The following is a 14309-nucleotide window of genomic DNA, read 5'->3' on the forward strand; positions in this document are numbered from 1 at the left end:
ACCGGAAAGAGCTTGACCGGTTCATGCAAAACCCGCGGCAAGCCCTTGAACCGACTCGAAATCCTCCCGGAAACGCAGCAGCTCCTTCGCCTTCAGGTCCGGATCCGGGATGCGCAGAAGATAGGACGGGTGGACGGTGACGAAGAGGCTTCGTCCGCCCTCCATCGGCATCGGCCTGCCTCGGACATCGGCCAGCCTGCGCCGGTCGTCGGTCAGCGCGAAATAGGCCGTCGCGCCCATGGCGACGACGAGCTTGGGCTTCACCAGCGCAATCTCCCGGCCGAGCCACCAGCGGCACTGCTCGACTTCTCTCTTCGATGGTTTCTGGTGGATGCGCCGCTTGCCGCGCGGCTCGTACTTGAAGTGCTTCACCGCATTGGTGACGTAGAGCAAACTACGGTCGAGCCCGGCGTGGCGGATCACCTCGTCGAACACCCTCCCCGCCGGGCCGACGAACGGCCTGCCCGCAAGGTCCTCCTGGTCGCCCGGCTGCTCTCCCACCACCATGATATCGGCCGCGGGATTGCCCTCGCCGAATACCGTCTGCGTCGCCTTGCAACGAAGCGGGCATCGCGTGCAGTGGCGCACCTCCTCCTTCAGCGCCTCGATCGTGCCGGCCGGAGGCGGCTGCGGGCCCGGCTGAAGCGCGGCGGCGGCCTGCAGCCGGTGATGGAACGGCTGCGGCTCGCTCGCCGCCTTCGACGCCATCTCCATGACGCTTCGCTCGGCATTGGCGATGAGGCCGGGAATGAGGTCCGCCTCCGGCAGGTTCTTCCAGTATTTCTTCGGCATCTCGGCCGTCATCGCCTTCACCTTCAGGCGGGCGGGGTTGAAGATCGAGGCATAATAGGTCCGCCAGAGGTCGTCGGCCTCGTCCCTGAGGTCCGGCTTTACCGCCGGCTCGCTCGTCACGCGCAGCGTCTCGCCGTCCCAGGACGCGGACCCCTTCGGCGTGGCGATCAGCCAGTCCATGTCGTTGAAGCGCCGCTGGAAGAAAGGAGCCACCCGCTCGACGATGTAGTGGTCCGGCTCGAACCAGGCGACGAAACGACGGCGCCCGGCCTCTCCCGGCGGCAGCGGCACTTCCTTGAACCGGACGAAGGCGGTCATCTTGTGGTAGTCGCGCCCGACCGACTTCGCCATCAGCCTCGCCGCCACCACATCCGCATCGGCGGCCATGGAAAGGATGTTGCGGTCGCGCGCCAGCCGGAAAAGCAGCCGGTAGAGAAGCCCGAAGCGGCCCGGATCGGAATGACAGACGACCGCGCCGGCGAGCTTCACGAAGTCCGCCGGGACCGAGAGCGGCGGCCCCTCCGGCACGGCCGGCAGGTTGTCGTCCACAACATCCGGAAACAGGCTTTCCGCCTCGTCCACCGTCCGCCAGTCGACATCCCGAGGACGCACTCCACGCTGCAGAAGGGCGCGGGCGGCATCGCGCCATTCGCCGAGATCCCCCTTGCCCTCCAGCGTGATCGTGTGCATCAGAGGAGCGACAACTGTTCCGGTTTCGGTGCAAACATCGCCCGCAGGTCCGGCCGGTCGACCAGCCTGCGCGGGGACCAGCCTTCGGTGCTGATGAAGGGCTGCACCTTCTTCAGCGAGACGCCGAGCCGCTTCAGGTCGTCAAGCCGCAGGCGGGAAAAGCGGCGTGCCGCGATGATCGCCTTGACCGTCTTCGTCCCGAGACCCGGCACCCGGAGCAGCATTTCCCGATCGGCCCGGTTGATGTCGACCGGGAAGCGCTCCCGATGCCCGAGCGCCCAGGCGAGCTTGGGGTCGAGGTCGAGATCGAGCATGCCGTCGGGGCGCGACGAGATGATTTCGCCGATATCGAAGCCGTAGAAACGGTAGAGCCAGTCCGCCTGGTAGAGCCGGTGCTCGCGCATCAGCGGCGGCTTGATGAGCGGCAGGTTGCTCGAGGCGTCCGGAATGGGGCTGAAGGCGGAGTAGTAGACCCTCTTCAACCCGTAGCTGCCGTAAAGCCGCGCGCTCGTGCCGAGGATGGTCGCGTCGTTCGCACCGTCGGCGCCGACGATCATCTGCGTGCTCTGGCCGGCCGGCGCGAACTTCCGCTTCCGCTTCGTCCTCAGCGTCGGCTCGCTCATTTCCTCGATCTTCAGCCGCAGCTCGCCCATCGACCGGCGGATGCTGTCCGGCCGCTTTTCGGGCGCATAGCGGCTGATCCCGGCATCCGTCGGCAATTCGATGTTGATCGACAGCCGGTCCGCATAAAGCCCCGCTTCCTCGATCAGATGCGGCGAGGCTTCCGGGATCGACTTCAGATGGATGTAGCCGCGGAAATTGTGGACCGTGCGCAGTTCGCGTGCGATTCGCACCATCTCCTCCATCGTGTGGTCGGAGGAGCGGATGATGCCGGACGACAGGAAGAGGCCTTCGATATAGTTGCGGCGGTAGAATTCCAGCGTCAGCCAGATGACTTCTTCGACCGAAAAGCGCGCCCGCTCGACATTGCTGGAGGAGCGGTTGATGCAGTAGGCGCAGTCATAGATGCAGAAATTGGTGAGAAGGATCTTGAGGAGCGAGATGCATCGCCCGTCCGGCGCATAGGCGTGGCAGATCCCCGATCCCTCCGTCGAGCCCAGTCCACCCGTATCGCCCGAATGACGTCGCGTGGTGCCGCTCGACGCACAGGATGCATCGTATTTTGCCGCATCCGAGAGGATGGCCAGACGTTCCTTGAGCGACTTCTTCATTAGCTTGTTCACTATATGTTCTTCAGCCGAAAGTCAAGAACGCCACGTCTGCGGGCGATCTGCCCTTGAAACTTTGTGTCGGGACGCCATTTCGAAACTGCTGGAAATAGCGCGTGCTGATCTGCTATAGTTCCGGAAATTCTGAGATGTGGATGGTTCCGAAGTTTTACTCCGGAACCTGTTTCTTTTTGTGGCCGCGGCGTTCGCGGCCGCTCCGTGAAGGACAAGGAAATGGTCGAAAAGGTACCGATGACGCAGAACGGCTTTAGCCAGTTGCAGGAGGAGCTGCGCTGGCGTCAGCAGGAGGAGCGTCCCCGCATCATCGAGGCGATCGCCGAGGCGCGTGCGCATGGCGACCTTTCCGAAAACGCGGAGTACCATGCCGCCAAGGAAGCGCAGAGCCACAACGAGGGCCGGGTTACCGAGCTCGAGGATCTGATCGCCCGCGCCGAAGTGATCGATCTTTCCAAGATGTCGGGTTCCAAGATCAAGTTCGGCGCCACCGTCAAGCTGGTCGACGAGGACACCGAAGAGGAAAAGACCTACCAGATCGTCGGCGACCAGGAAGCCGATGTGAAGGCGGGCCGCATTTCCGTTTCCTCGCCGATCGCCCGCGCGATGATCGGCAAGGAAGCCGGCGATTCGATCGAGGTCAACGCACCCGGCGGCTCCAAGGGCTACGAGATCCTCTCCGTCAGCTGGGGCTGACGCCCCCTTGCCGTCCCTCAGAGACATCACCGTGATCGCGCCGCACTTCAAGCGGCGCCTGTCGGGCGTGACATCGACCGTGGTCCAGCTCGTGCCCGAACAGGCGCGGCTCGGCCGCGGCATCGTCACGCTCGGTCCCGGCTTGCCCGACAGCCTGCCGAAGATGCGATGGGCGCAGCTGCCCGCGCTCTGGAAGCGTCCGGCCGCAGCGCCCGATCGCGTCTGGCACGCGCGCCGCAACACGGAAATGTTGCCCGGCATCCTGATGCGCTCCGTCCTGCGCATGCCGCTGAAGCTGCTGTTCACCTCCGCGGCGCAGCGCCGCCACTCCCGCTATACCAAATGGCTGATCCGCAACATGGATGCCGTGGTGGCGACCAGCGCACGTTCCGGCTCCTTCCTGGAAGTCCCCCATACCGTCATCCGGCACGGGATCGATCTCGACGTCTTCCACCCTCCCCGCTCCGACGACGATCTTATTGCCGCGACCGGCCTGCCGGGCCGCCATCTCGTCGGCTGTTTCGGACGCGTCCGCCACCAGAAGGGAACCGATCTCTTCGTCCGCGCCATGATCGAGCTCCTGCCGCAATATCCCGACTGGACCGCCATCGTCTGCGGCAGGGTCACGGCCGAGCACCAGGCCTTCGGCGACGATCTGAAGCGCGCCGTTGACGAAGCGGGTCTCTCGGACCGCATCCGCTTCCTGGGCGAGGTCGACGACATCAAGCCCTGGTACCGTCGTCTTTCGCTTTACGTGGCGCCGTCCCGCAACGAAGGCTTCGGGCTCACGCCGCTGGAGGCCATGGCCTCGCAGACCGCCGTCGTCGCAAGCGATGCGGGCGCCTATGCGGAACAGATCGTCTCCGGCGAGACGGGCGCCGTCGTCCCGGCGGGGGAATACGAGGCGCTCCGCGATGCCATCGCAGGCTATCTTGCCGACCCCGGCCTCGCCGAGGCGCACGGGCGCGCCGGCCTGGAGCATGTCCGCTCGAACTTTGCGCTGCGCGGAGAAGCCGAGGCACTGGAGAAGGTCTACCGGGACCTGATCGGCGTCTAGCTCAGCCTCCGGCGTTCTGCCACAAACCGGAAATCCGGCTGACCGGCGCGCCTGCCGGGTCTCGTTCGCTTGGCTAGACTTCCACCAGGCCCAGCTGCTTCACCTGGCGGATAGTCAGCATCGTGCGGACTGTGTCGACATGCTCGTCCGCGGTCAGTTCCTCGATCACGAAATTCTGGAAGACCGTGAGGTTCTCGGCCGTGCAGCGCAGGAGGAAATCGCTGTCGCCGGAGACCATCCATGCCTCTCGCACGATCGGCCAGGCATCGACGCGCTTGGCGAACGACTTGAGGTCGGCATCGGACTGGCGCTTGAGCCCGACCATGCAGAAGGCGACGAGGTCGAAGCCGAGCCTGGGGCCGTTGAGGAGCGCGTGATAGCCCTCGATGACGCCCGCCTCCTCCAGCTTGCGCACGCGTCTGAGGCACGGCGGAGCCGAAATCCCGACCCGCTCGGCAAGCTCCACATTGGTCATCCGTCCATCGCGCTGAAGCTCGCGCAGTATCTTGATGTCGATCGCGTCCAGGTCAGCACGAAGCACGGTCATCCCCTTCGTTTTCCCGAAGCTTTTAGCCGAATGCCGGGTGAACGCAAGAATGCGGGCACGGTTATCCGCCCCGATCGTCCGAACTGATCTGTTGTTAACGCAAGGCTGCCCTTGATGTAGCGCATGGATCACCCTTAAATGTCGCAAGGAGCGGCAGATCGGCATCCGGCTTCTTATATGAGGAAGCGCCACCGCGCGACGATCGGCACGCTGAAAGGAAATTCAATGTCTGCCCGTCATACCGAAGTACTCATCATCGGCTCCGGTCCCGCCGGTTATACCGCCGCGATCTATGCCGCCCGCGCCATGCTCAAGCCCGTCCTCATCGCCGGGATGGAACAGGGTGGTCAGTTGATGATCACGACGGACGTGGAGAACTATCCTGGCTTCGCCGACCCCATCCAAGGTCCGTGGCTGATGGAACAGATGCTCAAGCAGGCCTCCCATGTCGGCACCGAGATCGTCAACGACCTCGTCACAGAAGTGGAACTGTCACGCCGTCCCTTCACCGTCCGGACCGACTCGGGCGCCGTCTGGACCGCCGATACGCTGATCATCGCCACCGGTGCCAAGGCAAAGTGGCTGGGCATCGAGAGCGAGCACCGTTTCCAAGGCTTCGGCGTCTCCGCCTGCGCGACCTGCGACGGCTTCTTCTATCGCAACAAGGATGTGATCGTGGTCGGCGGCGGCAATTCCGCCGTGGAGGAAGCGCTCTACCTCTCCAACATCGCCCGGACCGTCACCGTCGTCCATCGCCGCGACAGCTTCCGCTCGGAGAAGATCCTGGCCGAACGCCTCTCGCAGCGCCCGAACGTGACGGTGCGGTGGAACACGGAGATCGCCGAAATTACCGGAGAGCCGGCCAAGCCCCCGATGCCGCCCTCGGTCAACGGCGTGCGCCTGCGCGACACGCGGACCGGCGAGCTGAGCGAGCATCCGATCGACGGCGTCTTCGTCGCGATCGGCCATGCGCCGGCCACCGAACTCTTCAAGGACACGCTGCGCATGAAGCCCGGCGGCTACCTGTGGACGGCCCCGGATTCGACCGCGACCAGCCTGCCCGGCGTCTTTGCGGCCGGCGACGTCACCGACGACACCTTCCGGCAGGCGATCACCGCCGCAGGCATGGGGTGCATGGCGGCGCTCGAGGCGGAACGCTATCTCGCCGGCATCCAGCCGATCGTCCAGGCGGCGGAGTGAGAGGGTAGATGGGAGTACCTCTCGACTGGGACAAGCTGAGGATTTTTCACGCTGCGGCCGAGGCGGGATCGTTCACCCATGCCGCCGACAAGCTGCATCTGTCCCAGTCGGCCATCAGCCGCCAGGTCAGCGCGCTGGAACAGGATGTGGGAGTCAAGCTCTTCCACCGCCACGCGCGCGGCCTGATCCTCACCGAACAGGGGGAACTCCTCTACCGAACCGCCCACGACGTGCTCCTGAAGCTCGAGGCGGTCAAGATGCAGCTGACCGAGACGACGGAGAACCCGTCCGGCAAGCTCCGCGTCACCACGACGGTCGGCCTCGGCCAGGGCTGGCTGACGGACAAGGTCCAGGAGTTTCTCCAGCTCTATCCGGAAATGTCGATACAGCTCCTCCTCGACAACGAGGAACTGGACGTCAACATGCGCCATGCCGACTGCGCCATCCGCCTGCGCCAGCCGCAGCAGTCGGACCTCATCCAGCGCAAGCTGTTCACGGTGCACATGCACGTCTACGCCGCCCCTTCTTATATCAACCGCTTCGGCGAGCCTCACACGATCGAGGATCTCGACAATCACCGCATCATCACCTTCGGGGAGCCGGCGCCGAACTATCTGCTGGACGTGAACTGGCTGGAAACGGCCGGCCGCTCGTCCGACAACCCGCGTGCGCCGCACCTGCAGATCAACAGCCAGACGTCGATCAAGCGGGCCTGCCTGCTGGGGATCGGCATCGCCGTCCTGCCGGACTACATCGTCGGGCGCGATCCCGGGCTCATCCAGCTTCCGCTTGCTGCCGACATCCCCTCCTTCGATACCTATTTCTGCTATCCGGACGAGATGAAGAACGCCGCCAAGCTCAAGGTATTCCGCGACTTCATCGTCGCGAAGGCCCGCAACTGGAACTTCTAGCCCTGAATGCCACTTCCGGGTGAGGCCTGCACGGTCTGCATGGCTGGGCTGCGCTTTTATTCATTGCTCACTGCACAAAAAACCACCATATCGCACACAGCTGATGCACACGGTGGCTTTCCTCCCAGTTCCACCGCACCAGCTGTTCCCCTCTGGAGGTTTTTTGACCTTCACACTTATAGGGCCCTGGAGCGATCCGGTGGCCCTTTTTTTTGTCCGCGTTTCCGGCAAGGGGTTGCCGGTGACCGGCAGTGTTCCATATGGGGCCGGGTTGGCTGGTAAGGCTGCGTTTGCCGCCCAGCCGTTCCCCTCTGGAGGCTTGACCTCACACCTCACGGCCGGAGACCATCCCGGCCTTTTTCTTTCCCGCGCCCTTAAAATCGTCAGACGGCTATCTATATATCGGCCATGAACGATTTAGCGCCTCCGGCCCACGTCGAGATCCTCAAGGCGCTTGCCCATCCCACGAGGCTGGAATTCCTCGACTGGATGCGCGAGCCCGAGAAGCATTTCTCCTCGCAGGCCCATCCGCTGGAGATGGGGATCTGTTCGCAGCAGTTCGAAAAACGATGCGGACTGTCGCAATCCACCGTCTCCGCGCACCTGGCCGCGCTCGACAGGGCCGGCCTCGTGGAGGTCAGGCGCATCGGCCAGTGGTCGTTCTATCGCCGAAACGAGGCGGCGATCCAGGCATTTCTCTCGGAGCTGACAGCGAGGCTCTGACCAACCCGTATCTGCATTCCAGTGAAAGGACATTCATGACCAGTCTCTTCGACCCGATCAGGATCGGCGACATCGAGGTCGCCAACCGCATCGTCATGGCGCCGCTCACCCGCAACCGTTCGCCACGGGCAGTCCCGAACGATCTGAACGCGACCTATTACGAACAGCGCGCCACCGCCGGCCTGATCATCAGCGAAGGCACGCCTATCAGCCAGCAGGGCCAGGGCTATGCCGACGTCCCCGGCCTCTACCTCCCCCAGGCCGTGGAAGGCTGGGCGAAGGTCACCGCCGGCGTCCACCAGAAGGGCGGCAGGATCGTCGCGCAGCTGTGGCATGTCGGCCGGGTCTCGCATGTCTCGCTGCAGCCCAACGGCGCCCAGCCGGTCGCCCCCTCGGCCATTCCGGCCGGAGCGAAGACCTACATCATCGACGAGAACGGCGCCGGCGCCTTCGTCGACACGTCCGAGCCCCGCGCGCTGGAAGCCTCCGAGATCCCCGGCATCGTCGATGATTTCCGAAAGGCGGCGCGCGCCGCGATCGAGGCCGGCTTCGACGGCGTCGAAGTCCATGGCGCCAACGGCTACCTGATCGACCAGTTCCTCAAGACGGGCGCAAACGAGCGCACCGACGACTACGGCGGCTCGATCGAGAACCGCACCCGCTTCCTCCTGGAGGTCGTCGATGCCGTGGCGGCGGAAATCGGCGCCGGTCGCACGGGCATCCGGCTTTCGCCGACCACCCCGGCAAACGGGATTTCCGACAGGGACCCGCAGCCCCTGTTCGACTACGTGGCCGAGCAGCTGGCGACCCGCGACCTCGCCTTCATCCACGTGATCGAGGGCGCGACGGGCGGCGAGCGCGATTTCCAGTACGAGGGAACCACCTTCGACTACGACGCCTTCCGCAACGCCTATCGCAAGGCTGGCGGGACGGCAGGCTGGATGGTGAACAACGGCTATGACCGGGAAACGGCAATGGACGCCGTTGCGAGCGGCCGGGCGGACCTGGTTTCCTTCGGGCGCCTGTTCATCTCCAATCCCGATCTCGTCGAGCGCTTCCGCACCGGTACGGCCCTCAACGCGCCCGACCGCAACACCTTCTACGGTGGCGGCGCCAAGGGCTACACGGATTGGCCGACCCTCGAAGCCGTGGCCTGATCGCGGACGTCAAGGCCGGATTGCGGGAGGACGGGTCCGGGGGCCACCATCGCCCCGGTCCCGCCGAGGCGAAATGATCAATGCCCCGGTTCGTTCAAGGCGGCGTCATAGACCCGATCCCAGTACCGGTGGGCGACGTCCGCATCGAAGACGGTTCGCGCGGTGAGGTATGCGGCATTCCGCATCGCGCGATATTTCGGCAGGTCATTCATGACCGCCACCAGCTTTTCGATGCACTGCGCCGCCATCCGCTCGATCTCGTCCCGGTAAAGGCTGACGAAGCCCTCGTCGTCCCGCTGATGGTAGGACGGCCCCCAATGTGCCTGCCCCGGGGTCAGGGCCGGCGGTATGACGATGCCATTTTCGCCATCCACCACGAACTCCGGAAGCGCACTCTGCCCGGTGCAGATCGGCGGGGTACCCCTCGCCATCGATTCGATGACGCTGAAACCGAATGTATCCGCGAAGGTCGTCAGGATGGAAAAGTGGCTTTCACCGAGAAGCCTCAACACATCGGCATTCTTCAGGCCGGACAGATGCTCGACATTGGGAAGGGCGAGAAGGTCGTAATAAGGCTGGAAGAACTTCTCGTCCGACGGATCTGTCCATATGGGACCTCCGCTCTGGAGCGACGAGACAATCTTCACCTTGATGGGAAGCCCGGTATCGAGGGCGATCTGCGCGATGCGCACCGCGACGCATCCTCCTTTGCGACCGAAGTGATTTCCCACGAACGTGATGACCCACGGATCGGGCGCGTCGGTCGCGGGAGGCGGAAGATCGACGGAAACGATGCTTGGATACCGGACGTCGATCTTGTCCTCCAGCACCGCGCGCTCTTCCGTGCTGAGGCGCACTTCGGCCAGCGCTCTCAGATAATTATCCTTCGCAAACTTCGATATCGCGACGATCTTCCGGCAGTCGCGAGACAGGAGACGCCGGTAGAGATGCCGTTCGTAGCGGGCGGCATCGGCTGAAAACAGGCGCGGCAGGTGGGATTCGAAACCGATCACGAAGGGGGAATCGTTCAGGGGGATCCTGTTGAAGGCGTGGATCAGGTTCGACCGCACCACTTCGAGCGGATTGAATATGGTGAAGCCGTCCCAACCGTCGCGAACCCGGTTGAACGGGAGGAATTTCCGCCTCGCAATACTGGCCCGCGACTGCCTTGGGCCGCAGAAATCCCACGGATATCCCACAGGCGCCAACACCCTGGCCTGCTCCAATCGCATTACGCACCTCAATCACTTGAAGGAACGAACACCGCCGAGATCGATCGGCGGGCACCGGAGACACCTTGGTTTCGACTGGATTTCGGAACAAATCGGCCTAACGAGCACGCCGAGAGGACTACGCCTAAATAGAAGGAATGTTACCAGACGTGCATTTCGGATTTCATCTGTAATTCTATCAGACCAAATCCGGCAAAACTTGGATACGCGATCGCAAGCGCGATCCGATGCACGCCGGGACGACCTCAGGACTGGGAACAATCAGAAACCGGCGTGAGTGGCGAAGCAACCGCTGCGACCGCCGATGCCATCCCGTCAAAAACTGACTAAGAGTGGGACGTTACGGATATTCGTCCGGCGATACCGGCCCGCAATCCGGAGGGACGTCGTCCTCCGGTCGCGGCATCGTCGCCCTGACGACGCACATGTGCAGGATTGGGGCTCAGATCGAAGTGGCGCCCTGCTCGCCGTCCTGGACCTCGGCCTCCGGACGATCACCCCCGTCGCTGTATTCGGTGTGCCACACGCCCTTCTCGTCCTGCCAGCTGATTTCCTCAGGCTCGCCGCCGACCTGCTGCTCCGCTGCCACAATACGCGCTGCCTGCAGTGCATCGGAATGGGTGGGGAAGGTCTCGGAATACACGTCACCCAGGCGGTAGGCCCATCCACCGTCATGCTGGACCACCTTGTAGACAACCTTGCTCATGCTTCTCACGTCCTTTCTGTCGCCCGTCGCGCGGGAACGCCCGGCGCATCAGGTTTCAGGAAAGTGTCGTTGGCGCCGCGAGGTTCCAGTCAGACCGGAAATATGACACCAAACGGCCAAGGCGGCAAACCGTCATGGCCGGCGGGACTTGATGCCTCTCGCCATCACCATAGATAGCCGCAGAGGTCGAGGATCAGCCCGTGGCGCCCGCATCCATACTGAAACAGGAAAGGCTTCTGCCGGCCGCGGCGGCGGTCGCGATCCTGTTCTTCTTCATCGAACATTCGCTGCTGGACATGGGAAAGGCGATTTCGCTCGCCGCAGCCGCAGCGCTGATCGCCGTGATCGTCCTTGCCTCGACGCGCGTCGCCCATCATGCCGAAATCCTCGCCCGAAAGGTGGGAGATCCCTATGGCACGATGATCCTGACGCTGTCGGCCGTCGCGGTCGAAGTCCTGATCCTCGCGGTCATGATGCGCAGCGCCACGTCTCCCACGCTCGTCCGCGACACGATCTACGCCGCCGTCATGCTGGACATCAACGGCATCCTCGGGCTTGCCGCCCTGCTCGGCGGATTGCGGCACGGCGAGCAGGCCTATAACGACTCGTCCAGCCGCACCTACAGCGCCATGATCCTCACCGCCATGGGCATTTCCATGGTGGTGCCCGAGTTCGTGCCGCGCGACCGCTGGCATCTCTATTCCGCCTTCACCATCGGCGCCATGGTCGCGCTCTACGCGCTCTTCCTGCGCATGCAGGTGGGCACGCACAGCTATTTCTTCAGCTACAGCTACCCGACGACCCGCCGCAGGAATGCGACTGCCGAAGTACCGGAGCCCGCCGACCCGGAGCCGGGGCACGAGCCGGTGGAGGGATCGGCGGCCGTCTCGGTCGGCGTGATCCTCGTGGGCGTCGTCATCATCGGCGTGCTGGCGGAATTCATGTCGGTCCTCCTCAATACCGGGCTGGAGGGAAGCGGCGCGCCGCCCACCCTGATGGCGATCATCGTGGCGACCATCTCGGCCGCACCGGAAATCCTGACCGCACTGCGCGCGGCGCTCCGCAACCGCATGCAGGCCGTGGTCAACATCGCCCTCGGCGCCTCGCTCTCCACCGTCATCCTGACCGTGCCGGTCATGGAGGCGATCGCGCTCTATACCGGCCAACCGTTCGAGATGGCGATGACGCCGGTGCAGACGGTAATGGTCGCCATCACCCTGATCGCGGTGGCGATCAACCTCAACGACGGGCAGACGAATGCGATCGAGGGAATGACCCATTTCGTCCTCTTCGCAACCTTCGTGATGCTGACCATCCTCGGTCTCTGACGCGCCGCCCTCCCCGTCCGGAGAATGCGTCCTCCCGATCGGTTGCAAATATTAGCAGTCGCTCTAGTTCACCCCTCAAACAACAGGAGGACAACACAATGGGCATTTTCGACAAGATCAAGAACGCCATCTGGGGAGAGGCCAAGGCCGCCCCCGCATCCTCGCCTACATCTTCCCCTGCCTCGCCATCCGCAACCTCCTCTTCGCCGACGCCATCCCCAACCCCCGCTCCGTCGGCGCCCCCGTCCGGCGGAGGAGCGGCTGCATCGCCCTCCACGAGCGCCACGGCCGCCCCGTCTGCTCCCGCAGCCGGCGCCGCGCCTTCCTCGGGTGCCGCTTCGGCTCCCGTCGACGTTGCTCCCATCCTCGACGCCGCGGTTCAGAAAAGCGGGCAGAAGCTCGACTGGCGCCGCTCGATCGTCGACCTGATGAAGGCGCTCGATCTCGATTCCAGCCTGTCCGCCCGCAAGGAACTGGCTCGCGAGCTGAACTACACCGGCGACACCGAGGACTCCGCCACGATGAACGTCTGGCTCCACAAGGCGCTGATGAAGAAGCTCGCCGAAAACGGCGGCAAGGTCCCCTCCGACCTTACCGACTGATTGGGCCCGCACCGGATTGAGGCCCGCCAGCCGGCGGGTCTCCTCCCCCGATAAACATAACTTGATGGCCTCGTGTGCGACGGCCGGACGGGGATGCCCTAGATGAACTCGCGACCGGGGAAGATGCTCTCCGGCGAGTGACATTCCAAGGGAGATCCAACATGACGCGTCCGCTCGTCCTTCTGTCAGGCACCATCCTTTCCGCGGCCCTTCTCGCGGCTCCGGCCCTAGCGCAGGACACCACGCCCGCCGCAGGAAGCGAGAGCACTCAGGCGGGCGAACCGGCCGAGACGAAGCCCGCCAACGCGCCCGACCAGCAGCCGGCCTTCGCCGGCCAGACCCGCGCTCCCCAGCCGGCCGAAACCGTCGAGGTCGAGACTGAAGTCGTCGCGGACGGCCTGCCGCATCTCTGGGCGATGGAATTCCTCCCCGACGGGCGCATGCTGGTGACCGCCAAGGAAGGCGCCATGCACATCGTCTCCACCGACGGCAAGGCCGGCCCTGCGCTCGAAGGCGTGCCGGAAGTCCTCTCCGATGGACAGGGCGGCCTGCTGGACGTCGCGCTCGCACCCGATTTCGAAACCTCCGGCATGGTCTTCTTCTCCTTCTCCGAAGAACGGGAGGACGGCAACGGCACGTCCGTCGCCTCCGGCAAGCTGGTGACCGGCGACCAGGGCGGCGGCGCCCTCGAGGACGTCCAGGTGATCTTCCGGCAGATGCCGAGCTATGACGGCAACAAGCATTTCGGCTCGCGGCTGGTCTTCGGCCCGGGCGGCGAGCTCTACGTCACGGTCGGCGAACGCTCCGACCCCGAGCCGCGCGTCCAGGCACAGGATCTTACGAGCGGCCTCGGCAAGGTCTTCCGCATCGACACCAGCGGTAAGCCGCTGCCGGACAATCCCTTCGTCGGCCAGGAGAATGCGCAGCCGGAAATCTGGAGCCTCGGCCATCGCAACCTCCAGTCCGCGACGCTCGATGGCGAGGGGCGCCTATGGACCGTCGAGCACGGCCCGAAGGGCGGCGACGAGCTAAACCGTCCGCAGGCCGGCAAGAACTACGGCTGGCCCGAAGTGACCTACGGCGTCGAATACAGCGGCGACGCCGTCGGCGAAGGCATCACCCAGCAGGCCGAGACCGAACAGCCGGTCTACTACTGGGACCCGGTCATCGCACCGTCCGGCATGGCCTATTACGACGCTGACGCCATTCCGGAATGGAAGGGCGCCTTCCTTGTCGGAGGCCTCGTCTCGCAGGGCGTCGTCGTCCTGCACATGGACGGCGACCGGGTCGAATACGAGGAGCGCGTTCCGCTGGATGCGCGCATCCGCGACGTCAGGGTCGGACCCGACGGTGCGGTCTACGCCGTGACCGAAACGCGTGGCGGCGGCGGCTCGACGATCGTCAGGATCACCAAGGCCGGCTGT

General features: G+C 64.4%; 14 protein-coding genes. 9 read left to right on the forward strand and 5 right to left on the reverse strand.

What is annotated here, in order from left to right:
- Positions 1-21: 21 nt before the first annotated feature.
- Together ACWGPT_RS19730 and ACWGPT_RS19735 are read right to left on the reverse strand one after the other, a co-directional pair.
- Complete coding sequence (locus ACWGPT_RS19730; RefSeq protein ID WP_452607345.1) at positions 22-1482, reverse strand: UdgX family uracil-DNA binding protein; 1461 nt, start codon at positions 1480-1482, stop codon at positions 22-24.
- Entirely contained in the window at positions 1482-2714 is a 1233-nt protein-coding gene (locus tag ACWGPT_RS19735) for a putative DNA modification/repair radical SAM protein (protein ID WP_452607358.1), read from the reverse strand. The genes ACWGPT_RS19730 and ACWGPT_RS19735 overlap by 1 nt, the downstream gene beginning before the upstream one ends.
- 231 nt (positions 2715-2945) lie before the next feature.
- Between ACWGPT_RS19735 and greA the strand changes: the two genes are divergently transcribed.
- Both greA and ACWGPT_RS19745 read left to right on the forward strand, forming a co-directional pair.
- A complete protein-coding gene (gene greA, locus ACWGPT_RS19740; RefSeq protein WP_452607346.1) occupies positions 2946-3422 on the forward strand; it encodes a transcription elongation factor GreA in 477 nt (158 codons plus the stop codon).
- Positions 3423-3429: 7 nt separating this feature from the next.
- Entirely contained in the window at positions 3430-4479 is a 1050-nt protein-coding gene (locus ACWGPT_RS19745) for a glycosyltransferase family 4 protein (RefSeq protein ID WP_452607347.1), read from the forward strand.
- A gap of 73 nt (positions 4480-4552) precedes the next feature.
- Here ACWGPT_RS19745 and ACWGPT_RS19750 read toward each other — a convergent pair whose 3' ends face one another.
- On the reverse strand, positions 4553-5020 hold the full coding sequence (locus ACWGPT_RS19750) for an Lrp/AsnC family transcriptional regulator (protein WP_452607348.1): 468 nt from the start codon (positions 5018-5020) through the stop codon (positions 4553-4555).
- A gap of 231 nt (positions 5021-5251) precedes the next feature.
- On the opposite strand from ACWGPT_RS19750, the gene trxB reads away from it, so the two are divergent.
- The 4 genes from trxB to ACWGPT_RS19770 all read left to right on the forward strand — a co-directional run bounded on the left by trxB (position 5252) and on the right by ACWGPT_RS19770 (position 9017).
- Positions 5252-6226 carry a thioredoxin-disulfide reductase gene (gene trxB, locus ACWGPT_RS19755; RefSeq protein WP_452607349.1) on the forward strand — a complete coding sequence of 325 codons (975 nt, stop codon included), beginning with the start codon at positions 5252-5254 and terminating at the stop codon, positions 6224-6226.
- A gap of 8 nt (positions 6227-6234) precedes the next feature.
- Positions 6235-7137, forward strand: a complete 903-nt coding sequence (locus ACWGPT_RS19760; protein ID WP_452607350.1) for a LysR family transcriptional regulator VtlR — start codon at positions 6235-6237, stop codon at positions 7135-7137.
- A 408-nt stretch (positions 7138-7545) separates the two neighbouring features.
- Positions 7546-7860 carry an ArsR/SmtB family transcription factor gene (locus tag ACWGPT_RS19765; RefSeq protein WP_452607351.1) on the forward strand — a complete coding sequence of 105 codons (315 nt, stop codon included), beginning with the start codon at positions 7546-7548 and terminating at the stop codon, positions 7858-7860.
- 35 nt (positions 7861-7895) lie between these two features.
- A complete protein-coding gene (locus tag ACWGPT_RS19770; protein ID WP_452607352.1) occupies positions 7896-9017 on the forward strand; it encodes an alkene reductase in 1122 nt (373 codons plus the stop codon).
- A gap of 77 nt (positions 9018-9094) precedes the next feature.
- Here the strand turns inward: ACWGPT_RS19770 and ACWGPT_RS19775 are convergent, their stop codons facing one another.
- On the reverse strand, positions 9095-10216 hold the full coding sequence (locus ACWGPT_RS19775) for a glycosyltransferase family 4 protein (protein WP_452607359.1): 1122 nt from the start codon (positions 10214-10216) through the stop codon (positions 9095-9097).
- A 475-nt stretch (positions 10217-10691) separates the two neighbouring features.
- Positions 10692-10955: a DUF2188 domain-containing protein gene (locus tag ACWGPT_RS19780; protein WP_452607353.1), complete on the reverse strand. Its 264-nt coding sequence runs from the start codon at positions 10953-10955 to the stop codon at positions 10692-10694.
- A 200-nt stretch (positions 10956-11155) separates the two neighbouring features.
- On the opposite strand from ACWGPT_RS19780, the gene ACWGPT_RS19785 reads away from it, so the two are divergent.
- The 3 genes from ACWGPT_RS19785 to ACWGPT_RS19795 all read left to right on the forward strand — a co-directional run.
- Complete coding sequence (locus tag ACWGPT_RS19785) at positions 11156-12283, forward strand: calcium:proton antiporter (protein WP_452607354.1); 1128 nt, start codon at positions 11156-11158, stop codon at positions 12281-12283.
- Positions 12284-12381: 98 nt separating this feature from the next.
- The gene (locus ACWGPT_RS19790) at positions 12382-12885 is read left to right on the forward strand and encodes a DUF3597 domain-containing protein (RefSeq protein WP_452607355.1); all 504 of its coding nucleotides are present in this window, start codon (positions 12382-12384) and stop codon (positions 12883-12885) included.
- Between the two features lie 161 nt (positions 12886-13046).
- On the forward strand, positions 13047-14309 hold a 1263-nt coding region (locus tag ACWGPT_RS19795; RefSeq protein WP_452607356.1), incomplete at its 3' end, for a PQQ-dependent sugar dehydrogenase.

The organism is Pseudorhizobium sp. NPDC055634, from assembly GCF_053618655.1.